Raw genomic sequence first — 15,400 nt, forward strand, 5'->3', positions numbered from 1 at the left:
GCGAGTATGAGGGATAGTATGACGTTAAAGATGTTCAGCGGCCGTGCCCGCGCCGGCGGCCTGCTGCTGGCGCTGCTGTTAAGCTTGGCATTGGCGAGCGGCAAGGCCCTGGCGGCGGCGCGCGATACCCTGGTGATTGGACAAAGCGCCGATATCACCTCCTTTGATCCGACGGAACTGCGCATGGGCACCTTTGTGCTGACGCATCTGCTGTATAACACGCTGATCCGCCTGGATGCCGACGGCCGTCCGCAGCCGGAGCTGGCGCGGTCCTGGACCCGCTCCGACGACGGCAAAACGCTGACGCTTAAACTGGCGGACGGCGTGACGTTCCACGACGGCCGGCCGTTTACCGCCAGGGATGTGGCGTTCAGCCTGAACTATGCCCGCGATCCGGTTAACGGCGCCAATATCCTGCCGCTGGCCAAAATGATCGGCAGTATCGATACGCCCGACGATCGCACCGTGATACTGCATTTTGCCGGCGCCTCGGACGCAATCTTCGATTTACTGGATCTGGCGTTTATTATCGACGGCAGCGCGCCTAAAAAAATCAAAACCGGCGGCAACGGCACCGGTCCGTTTAAACTGAGCCGCTACCTGCCGGGCGAGGACGCGGTGTTTGTGCGTAACGAGGCCTACTGGGGGCCGCGTCCGGCGCTAAAGAAAATCACCCTGAAAGTGATTCCCGATCAGCAGTCCGGGGTGATGCAGCTGCGCGCCGGCACGGTGGATTTTTTGCCGTCTTTGGACCGGGAAGCCGCCGAACAGCTGGCCGCGGCCGGTTTCGCCACCGGCGCCGCCACCGTGGAGGGACGGGTGCTGGATATTACGCTGAATACCCGAACCCCGCCGCTGGATAAGCCCGAAGTGCGGCGCGCCATCGGCCTGGCGCTGGATCGCGCGCGTATCGCCCATGATATCGCCGGCCCGGACGCCCGGGTGAAATGCCTGCCCTGGCCGCATTTTAGCCAGCGCGAGGCGGCGGGGCATGAAAACGCCTGTACCTTCGACCTGGCCCAGGCTAAACAGCTGATCCAGCAGGCGGGCGCCGCCGGGGCGGAAATATCGCTGATGTCGCGCAGTCAGTCCGAGCCGCAGATTGGCGCCATGGCGCAGATGCTGCAAAGCGCGCTGCGCGACATCGGCCTGAAGGTGAATATCGTCGAAATGTCCGAGGCCGCCTATATATCGCGCCTGCGCAAAGGGGATTTCCAAATGGCGGCCCATGTCTACGCCCGCGCCGGCCGCGGTCCGTCCACCATCCTGATGTCGGCGGTGATTTTCCGCGCCACCGATAACCTGGCGGGCGTCAAATCCCAGCAGTACCAGGACGATGTGGCCCTGGTGACCTCGCGGCCGCCGGATGAACAAACCGATCGCGCCTGGCAGCGCATCGACAGCTTTATGCTGGAGCAAAACTGGGTATTGCCGGTGGCGACGCTGCCGGTGCTGTGGGCCTCCGCCAAGGGGCTGACGGGCGTGCGTTTTAATCTGGACGGCATGCCGATCCTGAGCGCGGCGTCCTTCCAGCCATGAGCCGGACCAGGAGAAACAGACGATGACCGCCTATCTGCTACGCCGGCTGATGCAGTGGATCCCGGTGCTGCTGGTCTCAAGCATTATCGTGTTTGCGGTGGTGCGCGCCATGCCGGGCGATCCGGCCGAACTGATTGCCGGGCCGGACGCAAGCCGGGAGGATGTGCAGCGCATCCGGGTGGAATATGGCCTCGACCGGCCGTTGCCGGTACAGTACGCCGCCTGGCTGGGGCATATGGCGCGCGGCGATTTCGGCGTCTCCTATATCTATCATCGCGATAACAGCGAGCTGATTTTCAGCCGCCTGCCGTATTCCCTGCTGCTGGCCGCCACGGCCCTGTTCAGCGCGCTGGCGGTGGGGGTGCCGTTGGGCCTGGCCGCCGGCCTGTGGCAGGGCAAAGCCGTCGACTGGCTGGCGTCGGTCTTTTCCTCCGTGGCGGTGGCCACGCCTAATTTCTGGTTCGGCATGCTCGCCATCCTGCTGTTCGCCGTCACCCTGGGCTGGCTGCCGCCGGGGGGATTTGTCAGCCTTGATGAATCGTTCGCCGGTTTTGCCCAGGCGCTGGTGCTGCCTACTCTGACGCTTGGGCTGCACGGCGCGGCGGTGCTGGTGCGCTCGACCCGCGGCGCGGTGGTTGACACGCTGGGAGAGGGATACATCCGTACCGCGCGGGCCAAGGGACTGAGCCGTGGGCATATCATTTATTGGCATGTGCTGCGTAATTCACTGCTGCCGATTGTCACCATGACCGGCATTCTGCTGGGCCGCATGCTGGGCGGGGCGGTGGTTATCGAGTCGGTGTTCGCCTGGCCGGGCATCGGGCGCCTGCTGGTACAGTCCATTATCAATCGCGATTACGGCATGGTGCAGGGGATCCTGATCGTGCTGGTGCTGTTTTTCCTGCTGCTGAACCTGGCGGTCGATGTATTGTACGGCGCCGTTGACCCGCGCATCCGCCTGGTCAAGGGGGCGGCGTGATGAGCGCAGACGCTGTGGAAACGAGCGGCGCGGCGGCGGCCGCACCCGGCCGGCTGCGGTTGCTCAGGGCGCTGCTCGCCACGCCCTCCGGCCTGTTCGGCCTGTGCGGCGTGGCGATGATTACGCTTGCGGCATTGCTGGCCCCCTGGCTGGCGCCTTGCGATCCGGATGTCCAGTTTGCCGGGCTGCGGCTGGTGCCGGCCGGTACCGGCGGCCATTGGCTGGGTACCGACGAGCTGTCGCGGGATCTGCTCAGCCGGGCGCTGTTCGGATCGCGCATCTCCCTGCTGGTGGGGTTTACCAGCGTGAGCGCGGGCGCGGTACTGGGCATCGTGGCGGGACTGGTTGCCGGCATGGGGCCGCGCTGGCTGGACGCGCTGCTGATGCGGGGCTGCGATATCCTGCTGGCCTATCCCGGCATTTTGCTGGCGGTCATGACGGTGGCCATCCTGGGCGCCGGGCTGGCGCAAATCTGTATCGCGGTGGCGCTGGTGAACATCCCTATTTTTGCGCGCCTGATGCGCGCGTCGGTGCTGCGCGAGCGCGAGCTTGACTATGTGAAGGCGGCGGTGGTGCAGGGCAGCGGCCCGTGGCGCATCATGCTGCGTCATGTGCTGCCCAACAGCATCGGCGTGGTGATAACGCAGCTGGCGTCGGCGGCAGGCCACGCCATTTTGCTGGAGGCGTCCTTATCTTTTATCGGCCTGGGCATCAAACCCCCGGCCGCCTCGTGGGGAACGATGCTCAGCAGCAGCCGCGATTACCTGGCGACGGCGCCGCTGTATGCCGTGGTACCCGGCCTGCTGTTACTGGTGCTGGTACTGGCGCTGAATCAACTGGGCGACGCGCTGCATAAGGCGCTCGACCCGCTGGGGAGGTCCTTATGACAAGCCATGAACTCCCGGCGCCGCTGCTGGAGGTGACGGGGCTAAGCGTTGATCTCGCCACCGGCCGGGAACGTTGCCGGGCGATCGATAATATCTCCTTTAGCGTCGAACGCGGCGAAACCCTGTGCATCGTCGGTGAATCCGGCTCGGGCAAGACGCTGACGGCGCTGGCGCTGATGTCGCTGTTGCCGGCGGGCATCGAGGTGGCCGCCGGCAGGATGCGCTTTGACGGCCGGGATTTACCGGCGCCGGAGGCGGGGCGGGGCGCCGGGCCGTACGGTGATGAGATCGCCATGATTTTCCAGGATCCGATGTCCTCGCTTAACCCGGTGCTGACCATCGGGCGACAGATTACCGAAAGCATCCGCCGCCACCAGCCCTCGCTCACCCGCCGGCAGCGCGCCGACCGGGCGGAAGAGGTGCTGGCGCTGGTGGGTATCCGCGATGCCGCCGACAAAATGAAACGTTATCCCCACGAAATGTCGGGCGGGCTGTGCCAGCGCATCCTGATCGCCATCGCGCTGGTAAACCATCCGCGGCTGATTATCGCCGACGAGCCGACCACCGCCCTGGATGTTACCGTGCAGGCCCAGGTCATGGCGAGCATGCGCGCCGCCTGCCGGCTGACCGGCGCGGCGCTGTTGCTTATCACCCACGATATGGGCCTGGTGGCGCAGTATGCCGATCGGGTGGTGGTGATGTATGCCGGCCGTATCGTCGAACAAGGGCGGGCGGGGCGGATATTCCGCGCGCCGCGCCATCCCTATACCCGGGCGCTGCTGGGGAGCATTCCCCGCCTGGACGGCGACGTGGACCGGATACTTGCGGCTATCGCCGGCGAGCCGCCGCTGATATCCCGCCTGCCCGCGGGCTGCGCCTTCCGCCCGCGCTGCCAGCTGTGCCGGCAGCGCCCGATCTGCGCCGGCCAGGTACCGCCGCTGCGCGCGGACGGGGCCGATCCCGCGCATGCCAGCGCCTGTCATTTTGCCCATGAACTGGCCGCGCCGGTCCTCATGGAGAGGAACTAATCGCCTATGTCAAGCGCAGGTATACCGCTCGCAAGCCCCACCGCGCCACCGCCGCTGCTGCGGGTGGAGGGCATCGAAAAACATTACCCGCCGTCAGGCGGCGGTTTGCGCCGCGCCGCCGCCGTCAAGGCGGTGAGTGGGGTGGATTTGACGCTGAACGCCGGTGAAACCCTGGGCCTGGTGGGCGAGTCTGGCTGCGGCAAATCCACCCTGAGCGCGGTGCTGGTGGGGCTGACGCGTCCGACCGCCGGGCGCGTCTGGTTCGACGGCGAGGATATTACCGCCCTGCCCAGGCGGCGCAACGCCAGGCTGTGCCGGGAATTTCAAATCGTCTTCCAGGACCCTTACGCATCCCTCAACCGGCGCATGACCGCTTTTGATATTATCGGCGAGCCGCTTACCGTGCATCGCATCGGCAACGCCGCCGAGCGGCAAAAACGGATTTATGCGCTGATGCGCCAGGTGGGGCTGGATCCGGCGCTGGCGCAGCGTTATCCGGCGGAGTTTTCCGGCGGCCAGCGCCAGCGCATCGGCATCGCCCGCGCGCTGGCGCTGAGACCGCGGCTGCTGATTCTGGACGAGCCGGTCTCGGCCCTGGACGTGTCGATACAGGCGCAGATCCTTAATTTACTGAAGCAGTTGCAGCGGGAGCATGGGCTGGCCTACCTGTTTATCTCCCATGATTTGCGCGTGGTGCGTTATATGGCGCCGCGTATCGCCGTGATGTACCAGGGGCGCATAGTCGAAACCGGCGGGCGGGAGCAGATTTTCTCCGCCCCGGCCCATCCCTATACCCGGGCGCTGCTGGCGGCGGTGCCGCCGGCCGAACCGCAGTGATGCGGTTAGCGCCGCAACACCGACGGGTTGCAGTGAAACATGCGCCCGGCGCGGGGCTTCCCCCAGCGCTGGGATGACGGTACGGCCGTAGGATCACAGCGGCGGCAGTATCCCCTGGTCCCCCACGCTGTCAATCAACGCGCCGGAGGCCACCAGCTGCGCCGCGGCGGCGATATCGCCGGCCATATACCGATCCACCGTCAACGGCGCAATCTGCTCCCTGACGCGGCGCGCCGCCATCGCCAATGGCGCGCTGGTCCGCAGCGGCAGCCTGAATTCAAGGCCCTGTACGGCGGCCATCACCTCAATGCCGAGGATGGCGTACAGATTATCCAGCATCCTGCCCAGCCGCATGGCGCCGTGGCAGGCCATGGAAACATGATCTTCCTGATTGGCTGACGTCGGGGTGGAATCTACCGATGCCGGATGCGTCATCTGCTTGTTTTCGCTCATCAGGGCGGCGGAGGTGACCTCGGCTATCATCATGCCGGAGTTCAGTCCAGGCGCGGCCACCAGAAAGGCGGGCAACCCAAAGCTCATGGCCGGGTCGACCAGCAGGGCGATGCGCCGCTGGGCGATAGCGCCTATCTCGGAAATGGCCAGCGCCAGGATATCGGCGGCGAAAGCCACCGGCTCCGCGTGGAAATTACCGCCGGACACCACGCTGTTATCGGATAACAGCAGCGGGTTGTCGGTAACGGCGTTCGCTTCGCGCGCGAGCGTGACGGCGACCTGGCGGATCAGGTCCAGGGCCGCGCCGGCCACCTGCGGCTGGCAGCGGATACAATAAGGATCCTGCACCCGCTCGTCGTTTGCCAGATGGCTTAAGCGGATTTCCGACCCGCGCAGCAGCCAATTGAGGGCCCGCGCCGTATCAATCTGACCGGGATGGCCGCGCAGCTGGTGAATCTCGTCATGGAACGGCGCGGTGGAGCCCATGACCGCATCGGTGACCAGCGCGCCGGAAATCAGCGCCGACTGTAGCGCCCGGTGCGCCCCGAACAGCCCTTTCAACGCCAGCGCGGTGGACGCCTGGGTGCCGTTGATCAAGGCCAGTCCTTCTTTGGCCGCCAGGATGATAGGCCGCAGGCCCGCCTGCTCCAGCGCCTGCGCCGCCGGCATGCGCTGACCGCGCAGCTCCGCGTCGCCTTCGCCCATCATGGCGGCCACCATATGCGCCAGCGGCGCCAGATCCCCGGACGCGCCAACCGATCCCTGGCTTGGGATCACGGGCATGATATCGTGGGCCAGCAGGGCTTCAATCAGGCCGATAACCTCATAACGCACGCCCGAGGCGCCCCGGCCCAGCGAAATCAGTTTCAGCGCCATGATCAGACGCACCACCGGTTTGGCCAGCGCGTCGCCCACGCCGCAGCAGTGCGACAAAATCAGGTTGCGCTGCAGTTTTACCACATCGTCGGCGTGGATACGCACCGAGGCCAATTTGCCAAAGCCGGTATTGATGCCGTAGACCGCCGCTTCGCCCTGCACGATTTCCGCTACGCGCGCCGCGCTCTTGCGAATGGCCGGCTCCATCGCGGGATCCAGCCGTACGGGCTCGTCGGTCCGGTAAATACACTCAAGTTCAGCCAGCGTGACGGCGCCGGGTTTTAATATAATCGTCATGGTTTTTTCCTGCCAATAAAAACATCAACCGCGCCGCGGCCGAAGCGTGACGGCCTGGTCAGCCGGCAAACGCCGGCGCAAGCCGCCCTGTCGCCCCTTGCTCAGACCAGCTCGACGGTCAGCCAGATGGGGGTTTTGGTGTCAAAGGTGCTTTTCCATACCTCGGCGCCGACCTTATCCAGGCGATCGGCATGCTCGGGAATGACCTCTCCCAATACCGGTTGGGCCAGATCCTCGGTGGTCGGTCCGTACTGCACGATAAATTTCTGGCCGGTGGATTGGGAAAAACGCAGCCGCCCCTTGGGCGCGTCGCAGATCCGCTCGCGCACCTGTATCGGCGCGGTGGATACCAGCGGGCACCAGGCGTACATGGATTCGCCGGTGACCACGGCGTGATCTTGCAGGACGGTAAAAGGCAGGGCCGCCATCAGGTCCCGGCATAACTCCGGATTTTCATGGACCGCCAGATAGGCATCCACGGTAATATCCAGCGGTTGCCAGGTCAGGCGGATCTTGCGGCCCGGCTTGATATGCACCCGCCGGGATGCATCGGCAATGGCGGGCGCGGCCACCTCGGGGTTGGCGTAGGTAAACTGCTTGCCCAGTCCCCACGGGAAATAATGGAACGACCAGGCGGCAAACGTATCGGTATAGATGCAAAACGCCCGGATCGCCTCTATCGCCTGCTGGCGCGATGTCGCCCGCGGCAGCCATTCGCGCAGGGACAGCGCCAGTTTGCCCAGCTGCGGGAATCCGCTGTAGCGCAGGTAGTTGCTGTACGGGTGATCGAAACTGTCGAGGATAAAGCAGAACTGCGGCAGCGTGATATCCGGGTTTTCAATGATTTGCAGCAAGGGATAATAGGTATACATGGAATAATCGCGCATCATACCGGCCGCGATATCCCAGGTACCGAAATACTGGCCGTAGCTGCCCGCCTGGTTCTCCAGGGTTCCGGTGCGAAAGGCGTAAATCTCCGCGGGCTCCTCGCGGGCCATGGCCGCGGTTTGGCTGCGAACGTGATCGATCACATCCCCCAGGCTGGTATAGCTCATTACGTTCTCCTGTCATGGTTTTCGCTAAAACGTGCGCTGGCGGCCCTTATGGCGCGGCGGCGCGGACAGGTTTATTGTATATACAATTAATATTTATGTATATACAATTAATAATAAGCACGAGACTTTTCTTCAGCGGGCGTGGCCATACTCCCTGACAAAGTGGCCCGGGGTCACCTCTTTCATAAAACCGGAAGCCCTGCCGTCAAGCTGGGCGGCGTCGAAAAACAGACGCGCTTTACTCCGTTCCCGCGCGGGGTCGGCTTCCAGGGTGGCGCTCAGCAGCGCCTGGGTGTAAGGATGGCGGGCATCGTGAAAAATGGCCTCGGCGGGGCCGGTTTCCACGATCAGACCGCGCAGCATGACGGCCACCCGATGGCAGATATGGCGCACCATGCCCAGGTCGTGCGAAATAAACAGATACGCCAGCCCCTGTTCGTCCTGCAGCTGTTGCAGCAGGTTGATGATTTGGGCCTGGATGGAGACGTCCAGGGCGGTTATCGGCTCATCGGCCACGATCAGCTGCGGCGACATGGCCAGCGCCCGTGCTATGCAGACGCGCTGACGCTGGCCGCCGGAAAATTCATGGGGATAGCGGCCGAGATGACGGGCGTCCAGCCCGACTTTGGCAAACAGGGCCCGCACGCGCTGCATAAGCGCCTCACGGGGTATTTTGCCCTCATGGATCATTATGGGATCCGCGACAAAACGGCCGACCGTCATCCGCGGATTGAGGGAAGAATAGGGATCCTGGAAAATAATCTGCATCACTTTGCGCAATGGTCGCAGCGCGGACTGGCTCATACCGACCAGGTCGCGGCCGTTAAGTAATACCCGGCCGCCGGTCGGCCGTTCCAGCTGCATCACGCAGCGCGCCACCGTGCTTTTGCCCGAGCCGGACTCGCCCACCAGCCCGAGGGTTTCCCCCCGCGCCAGGGTAAAGCTGACGCCGTCAACCGCCCTGAGCACGGCGCGCGCGCCCAGTAAAGACGCGCCGGCGGGATAGTCTTTGCATAATCCTTCCACCTGCAGCAGCGGCGGGGAGCTCGGGGGCATGCCGTTCATGTCGCGTTATCCTTATCAAGATCCGCCAGGCAGCGGGGCAAATCGTACCAGGCCGCCACCCGATGGCGCGGTTCATCGGGCGAGACGGGACGCAGCGGCGGCGCGTCAAGAAAACACCGCGCGGTGGCGAACGGATTGCGCGGCGCAAAGGGGTCGCCGGGCGGTCGCCGCGCCGGATCCACCGGCTGGCCGGCAATCTGGAACAGCGGTTGCCGGGGTCGCTGTCCCCGGCCGGGGATCGATTGCAACAGCGACCAGGTATAGGCGCTGTGGGGTTGGCTGAACACCCGTTCCACCGGTCCCGTCTCCATGATCTTGCCGGCATACAGCACCTGCATGCTGTCCGCCATCGCGGCCACCACGCCCATGTCATGGGTAATCCAAATGATGGACATCTTCATTTCGTCGCGCAGATCGCGGATAAGCGCAATAATCTGCGCCTGGATAGTCACGTCCAGGGCGGTGGTCGGCTCATCGCCAATCAGCAGTTTGGGTTTGCAGGCAATCGCCATGGCGATCATGACCCGCTGGCGCATGCCGCCGGAAAACTGAAAGGGATACTGCCTGACGCGCCGCGCGGGGTCGGCGATGCCCACCAGGCCGAGCAGGTCTACGGCGCGCCGGCGCGCCTTGGCATGGCTCATCCCCAGGTGATGCACCAGGGGTTCCGCCAGTTGCCGGCCAATGGTCAGCACCGGATTAAGCGAGGTCATCGGCTCCTGGAAAATCATGCCGATCTGCGCGCCGCGGATGGCGCGCAGCGCTTTATCCGACAGGCTCAGCAGGTTGTGCCCCTGGAACATGACCTCGCCGTGGACCAGGGCGCGGCTGCGCGGCGGCAATAATCCCAGCATCGCCAGCGCCTGCATGCTCTTGCCGCTGCCGCTTTCGCCGACGATGCCCAGCGTCTGGTTATCCTCCAGGCTATAGCTGATATCGTCGATAATCCTGACCGGCGGCGCGCCGCGTCCGGCCGGAACAGCCACGGTTAAATTACGCACGTCGAGCAAAGGCTGCATGGCGCTACTCCCCGGCGGACTTCAGTTTGGGATCGAAATAATCGCGCAGCCAGTCGCCGGTAAAGTTGGCGCCCATTACCGTCACGACTATCGCCAGTCCCGGAAAGGTGGTGACCCACCAGGCGGTGGCGATATACGCGCGCCCCTCCGCCAGCATCCGGCCCCAGCTCGGCCAGGGCGGCTGCACGCCCAGCCCGAGGAAACTCAGGCTGGCCTCCAGGAGAATCACGCGCGAAAACTCCAGGGTGGCGATCACCAGGATGGGCGTCAGGATATTCGGCAAAATGTAATAGCGCAGGATATGCCAGGGCCGGGCGCCGACGGCCACCGCCGACAGGACGAATTCCCTCTGCCGCAGGGCCAGCACCTGCCCGCGCACCATGCGGGCATAACGGATCCAACTGGTCAGGGCCAGGACGATAATCAGGTTGCCCAGGCTGGGACCGGTGGCGGCGATAATGATCAGCGCCAGCAGAATCAGCGGTATCGAGAGCTGCATATCGACAATACGCATCAGCAGGCGATCGATGAGGCCGCCGGCGTACCCCGAAATCATGCCCACCGCCACGCCGACGAGGCCGCCAATCAACACCGCGTTAAACCCCACCATTATCGAGACCCTGCTGCCGTACAGCAGCCGGCTCAACATATCCCGGCCCAACTGATCGGTGCCCAGCGGATGGGCGTCCGGCGCAAAAAAGCGGTACGTGGGCGGCGCCAGCCGCAGGGCCAGATTGCCGTGTACCGGGCTGGGCAGGGGGATCACGAAGGTGGCCAATACGCCCAGCAGCAATAACGCCATGATAAGCCAGCCGACAGCGCCGATGGCGCTCGACCCAATACGCCGTCCCACGGCGCGCATCACGTTCATGCGGTTCATCGCGTTTGCCTCACGCGCGGATCCAGCAGGCTATAGAGCAAATCCACCCCCAGGCTGACCAGCAGGAACAGGCATGACACCACCATGACTCCCGCCTGGATCACGGGAAAATCACGGTTCGCCACCGCCTCGACAATCAGCCTGCCGACCCCCGGCCAGGAAAAAATGGTTTCGACCACCACCGAGCCGCCGAGCATTTCGCCCACCAATAGCCCGCTCATGGTGACCACCGGCAGCATGGCGTTACGCGCCATATGCCAGGTCATGATCACCCGTGGGGGCAGGCCCTTGGCGTGCGCCGTGCGGATATAATCCTCGCTCATGACGTCAAGCAGGCTGGAGCGGAACAGGCGGGTGATATTGGCGGCGACGAAAATAGACATCACGGCGGTGGGCAAAATCAAATGCAGCGGGCTGCCGGTGCCGCCGGTGGGCAGCCAGCCAAGATCGACGCAGAACACCAGGATCAGCATAATCGCCAGCCAGAACGCCGGCGTGGCCTGTCCGAGCATCGCCAGGGTCAGCACCAGAAACTCCCATACCGAGTTACGGTAAAGCGCGGCAATCAAACCGGCCAGGCAGCCCGCCAGGATGCCGGTCGCCGCGGAAAGCGCCGCCAGCAGCAGCGTGGCCGGCATCCGTTCCAGCACAATCCCCAGCGCCGAATGCTGGTAAAAAAAGGATTGGCCGAAATCGCCGGCCAGCGCATGGCCGAGAAAACGCAGATATTGCTCCAGCAAGGGACGCTGCAGGCCGAGCTGCTCGCGCAGGGCCTGCAGGTCGGCGGCGCTGGCGCCCTGGGGAAGCAATAAAGAAACCGGATCCCCCAGTAACCGCGACACCAGGAAAATAAGGGTCACCAGGCCGAATACCGCCGCCAGGGCTTCCAGCAGTCGGGACAGAATATATTTCGCCACGCGCCACCGCCTGTTTATTTCGCCACTAAATCGAAAACCCGCACCCAGTCGTCGCCGCGCGTTTGCCAGGTGAATCGCTTCGACGTGGCATAGGTCAGCGGCTGGTTAAATAAAAACACCAGCGGCGCCTGTTCACGCATCCGTTCGGTTGCCTGCTGGTACCAGGCGGCGCGTTTTTGCTTATCAACCGTTGAGCGGCCTTTCATCACCAGGCCGGCAAAAACGTCATCCTTCCAGTAAGCGCCGGGGTCGGTGGGCAGATACAGACCCAATAGGCCGTCGGCGTCCAGGGTCGGCCAGGCCTGGCCTAAAAACGCTGCCTGCCCCATATCGCCGCGGGTATAGGCGTTGGACCAGTTGGCGTATTCCATTTCCTTGATGCTGACGTTCAAACCCACTTCCTGCAACTGGGCGGCGATCACCTGGCCGATTTCCTGGCTTAACAGATAACGTCCCAGCGGCACCTGCAGTTCAAAGGAAATGGGCTGCGGCAATCCCGACTCGGCGATAAGCTGGCGCGCCTTGTCCGGATCGTAGGGGTAGGGCTGCAGTTTATCGTTGTAGCCGAAATACATGGGCGACAGCAGCTGGCCTTTGCTGATGGCGCCGTGACCGTTATAAATGGCGTCGATAATGCCCTGGCGATCGATGGCGTAGTTCATCGCCTGGCGCAGCTTGAGGTTGTTGGCGAAGGGCGGCTTGAGGTTATTCATTTTAATGATCATCGCGCGGCTGCTTTCTCCCCAGCCGGCATGGGCGATGCCGCTGCTGTTGATGCGCGCGATATCCGTGGGCGGAATATCCAGCGCCAGATCCAGCTCGCCGGCCAGCAACGCCGATACCCGTACCGCCGGTTCGCTTATCATGCGCAGCACGACTTTGTCATGCGGCGCCGGCGTGCCGAAAACCTGGGTGCCGAAATACGTGGGGTTGGGCGTCAGCACCACCCGTTCGCCCGGCACGTATTCCGCCAGCTGATACGGGCCGCTGCCCATGGCTTCGCGGCTGGGATCGTGCGTCGCGGTCCATGACGGCTCCATCATGAACAGCATGCTCAGCTGCGCCACCAGCCCGGGGAAGGGCATGCGCGTAATGATTTTCACTTCGTCGGGCGCCACGACGTCGACATGATCGATCAGGCTATACCATTCCTTGACGCGGGTTTTATGCGCGGGATCGAGTAAATGATCGAAATTCCACTTTACCACCGCGGCATCCAGCGGCTTGCCGTTGGCAAAGGTAATGCCCGGGCGCAGCTTGAAGTCCCAGGTGTTGTCGTCGATAGCCTGCCATGATTGCGCCACGACGCCGGTAATGCCGAGGTCGGGATTGCGTATCACCAGCGGCGAGTAGATATGGCTGATGACGCTTAAATCCGTCTGCACCACGGTGGCCTGCTGCGGATCAAGCGTCGTCACCGCGGCGGAAAAGGCAATATTGACGGTATCCGCCAGCGCGACCGCCGGCAGGCTGCCGGCAACGGATAATAACGCGGCGCAGCCCAGCAGTCGTAATTGGCGCGCTTTGCCTGACAAGGCAAGCCTGAGAACATGACACATGGTTGATCTCCAGTATGAGAGAACGGAGCGATGGGGAAAATCAGTGCATCCTGAGGTACTGCAATTCTTCCGCGATAACCGCGGCCATCATCGTCAGGCTGACCGGCCGGTTTTCCGCCGTCAGGCGTTTAATGACCGCCAGGCGCAGCGGCTGGCGCAGGCGGCGCTCCTCACGCATCAGGCTCATGGCCAGCGCCGCCCGGATTTCGCGCGGCCAGACCCGATCCAGGCGATCGCGCGCGCTCCCAAGCGTAAACAGGCCGTGCGCGACGCTGCTGTGCCCGGCGCGCAGCCGCGCGGTGGCATCGGGGTCGAGCCGGCCGCTGTCGTCCACCGCCACGCCGTAACTGGCCCGGGCGTTGTAGACGGACACCAGGCCGCGCCGCACATCGTGGGCAACCTGGCCCGGATCGCGCAGAAAAGGGTCGCCAAAGCCGCCGCCCGAGGGCGAGGTCAGGCGCACCACGTCGTGGCGTTGCATCTTCAGGACATCAATCTTGCCCAGATTGCGCTCATCATCGGTGCCGGGATTGAGCAATACGGATCCCAAATGGCCGCATTGCCCACCCCGCGCGCCCCAGGACTGAAAATAGAAACGATTCATGCCGCGCACCGTCATCACCGCCTCGGGACCCGTATTTTCCAGCTCCATGGCAATGGCGGCGCCGCTCTGCCAGCGGCCGGGCGCCTGGCTGTCGGTCACCAGGCCATACCGTTTCACCCGCATCACCGTTTCGGCCTCGATGGTTTCGGCGGGCACCGTGCGCAGATAACCGGAGCGTGAGTCCACCCCGTCGGTGCCGTCGAGGCCGAAACGTCCGCCGCCGCCGCCGCACAAGGGATTGATCACGCTGACGCGATTGCCCTCGCCATGGGGATCTTTGGCGGAAACCACAATCACTCCCGACATGCCGGGACCCGCCGCCGTGAGACCGTCGGCCAGGGCGGCGTTCAGGCAGCCCAGGATGACGTCGTAAACGCGGGTGCTGGTGGTGACCCGCGAACCGCCGGCCGCCGGAAATTCGGCGTTCATCACCGTGCCGCGCGGGGCGATGACCTCAAGGGCGCGCAGCAGGCCCGCGTTACGCGGCGCTTCCGGCTCCCGGGTCAGGATATAATAGATAAACGCCTGCAGGGTATAGGGGTGGGCGCGCGCGCCGGTGACGTAGTTAAAGGCCGCCGCCACCTGCGGGTCGGTGCCGCTGAAGTCGAATACAATGCGCTCGTCGCGCACGCGCATCACGGCGTGGATATGGATAAAATCTCCTTCGCTCATGCCTTCGACATAATCGGCGAAGGGATAATCCCCGTCGGGGATGCGGCGTATAACCTGGCGGGCCTTGGCATCGGCCAGGGCCATGGACGCTTCCATGCCCGCGCGCACCGCCGCCACGCCATAGCGCTGGCACAGTTGATTCAGCCGCTTATCCATACTGGCCAGCGCCGATATCATGGCCTGGAAGTCGCCCCACAGCTCATCGGCGATGCGGCTGTTATCGATAAAGATATTGCGGATGGCGGTATCCAGTTGTCCGCGTTTGTAGAGTTTGGTCGGCCTGACGCGCAGGCCTTCCTGGAACACCTCGGTAAACGCCGGCGAAATACTGCCCGGCACCGCGCCGCCGATATCGGAGGCATGCACGAACGACCAGGCCAGGGCCACCAGCTCGTTGCCGACAAAGACCGGCCGCACCATGGAAACATCCATGATATGCGTCACCATTCCGTCGGTACTGAAAGGGTCGTTGGTGATAATGCAATCCCCCGGCTCAAGATGTTCTACGCCGATGCCGTGCAGGCCGCCGGCTATCGGCAGGCCAATGAAGGCGTTAACGCCGTTGTGGCTGGGATAGGCGAACATTTCGCCTGCCGGCGTGGCCAGTCCGCATTGAAAATCCTGTACCAGTTTGACGAAGGTGGTATGGGCGGTGCGATACAGGGTGACGGAGGCTTCTTCGACAATGGCGTTAAAGCGATTATTCATGATGACCGTTTGGATGGGATCCACA

The 15,400-nt window shown here is 63.8% G+C and carries 13 protein-coding genes; 5 read left to right on the forward strand and 8 right to left on the reverse strand.

Going from position 1 to position 15,400, the window contains the following annotated elements; all coding sequences use genetic code 11:
* The first annotated feature begins 18 nt into the window (after nt 1-18).
* Genes ABUK12_RS00700 through ABUK12_RS00720 form a run of 5 tightly spaced genes read left to right on the forward strand, consistent with a single transcriptional unit; the run spans nt 19 to nt 5,270 of the window.
* Nucleotides 19-1,539, forward strand: coding sequence for an ABC transporter substrate-binding protein (locus ABUK12_RS00700; RefSeq protein ID WP_410014482.1), 1,521 nt, complete (start codon nt 19-21; stop codon nt 1,537-1,539).
* Between the two features lie 22 nt (nt 1,540-1,561).
* A complete protein-coding gene (locus ABUK12_RS00705; protein ID WP_410014483.1) occupies nt 1,562-2,518 on the forward strand; it encodes an ABC transporter permease in 957 nt (318 codons plus the stop codon).
* Nucleotides 2,518-3,405 (forward strand): ABC transporter permease, encoded by an 888-nt coding sequence (locus tag ABUK12_RS00710; RefSeq protein ID WP_410014484.1) that lies wholly within the window; start codon nt 2,518-2,520, stop codon nt 3,403-3,405. Before ABUK12_RS00705 ends, ABUK12_RS00710 begins: the two co-directional genes overlap by 1 nt.
* Complete coding sequence (locus ABUK12_RS00715; protein ID WP_410014485.1) at nt 3,402-4,433, forward strand: ABC transporter ATP-binding protein; 1,032 nt, start codon at nt 3,402-3,404, stop codon at nt 4,431-4,433. Before ABUK12_RS00710 ends, ABUK12_RS00715 begins: the two co-directional genes overlap by 4 nt.
* Before the next feature lie 6 nt (nt 4,434-4,439).
* On the forward strand, nt 4,440-5,270 hold the full coding sequence (locus tag ABUK12_RS00720) for an ABC transporter ATP-binding protein (RefSeq protein WP_410014486.1): 831 nt from the start codon (nt 4,440-4,442) through the stop codon (nt 5,268-5,270).
* Between the two features lie 93 nt (nt 5,271-5,363).
* On the opposite strand, the gene hutH is transcribed toward ABUK12_RS00720, so the two are convergent.
* The 8 genes from hutH to ABUK12_RS00760 all read right to left on the reverse strand — a co-directional run bounded on the left by hutH (nt 5,364) and on the right by ABUK12_RS00760 (nt 15,399).
* On the reverse strand, nt 5,364-6,896 hold the full coding sequence (hutH, locus tag ABUK12_RS00725; protein ID WP_410014487.1) for a histidine ammonia-lyase: 1,533 nt from the start codon (nt 6,894-6,896) through the stop codon (nt 5,364-5,366).
* 101 nt (nt 6,897-6,997) lie between these two features.
* Complete coding sequence (locus ABUK12_RS00730) at nt 6,998-7,951, reverse strand: hypothetical protein (protein ID WP_410014488.1); 954 nt, start codon at nt 7,949-7,951, stop codon at nt 6,998-7,000.
* A gap of 132 nt (nt 7,952-8,083) precedes the next feature.
* A complete protein-coding gene (locus tag ABUK12_RS00735; RefSeq protein ID WP_410014489.1) occupies nt 8,084-9,016 on the reverse strand; it encodes an ABC transporter ATP-binding protein in 933 nt (310 codons plus the stop codon).
* Complete coding sequence (locus ABUK12_RS00740; RefSeq protein ID WP_410014490.1) at nt 9,013-10,035, reverse strand: ABC transporter ATP-binding protein; 1,023 nt, start codon at nt 10,033-10,035, stop codon at nt 9,013-9,015. Before ABUK12_RS00740 ends, ABUK12_RS00735 begins: the two co-directional genes overlap by 4 nt.
* Nucleotides 10,036-10,039: 4 nt before the next feature.
* Nucleotides 10,040-10,915, reverse strand: a complete 876-nt coding sequence (locus ABUK12_RS00745) for an ABC transporter permease (protein WP_410014491.1) — start codon at nt 10,913-10,915, stop codon at nt 10,040-10,042.
* Nucleotides 10,912-11,832 carry an ABC transporter permease gene (locus tag ABUK12_RS00750; protein ID WP_410014492.1) on the reverse strand — a complete coding sequence of 307 codons (921 nt, stop codon included), beginning with the start codon at nt 11,830-11,832 and terminating at the stop codon, nt 10,912-10,914. The genes ABUK12_RS00745 and ABUK12_RS00750 overlap by 4 nt, the downstream gene beginning before the upstream one ends.
* Nucleotides 11,833-11,846: 14 nt before the next feature.
* Nucleotides 11,847-13,391 carry an ABC transporter substrate-binding protein gene (locus ABUK12_RS00755; protein ID WP_410014493.1) on the reverse strand — a complete coding sequence of 515 codons (1,545 nt, stop codon included), beginning with the start codon at nt 13,389-13,391 and terminating at the stop codon, nt 11,847-11,849.
* A gap of 40 nt (nt 13,392-13,431) precedes the next feature.
* Nucleotides 13,432-15,399, reverse strand: a complete 1,968-nt coding sequence (locus ABUK12_RS00760; protein WP_410014494.1) for a hydantoinase B/oxoprolinase family protein — start codon at nt 15,397-15,399, stop codon at nt 13,432-13,434.
* Nucleotide 15,400: the final 1 nt, after the last annotated feature.

It is taken from the genome of Sodalis sp. C49 (assembly GCF_046352915.1).
In the GTDB taxonomy this organism is placed as follows: Bacteria; Pseudomonadota; Gammaproteobacteria; order Enterobacterales; family Enterobacteriaceae; genus Acerihabitans.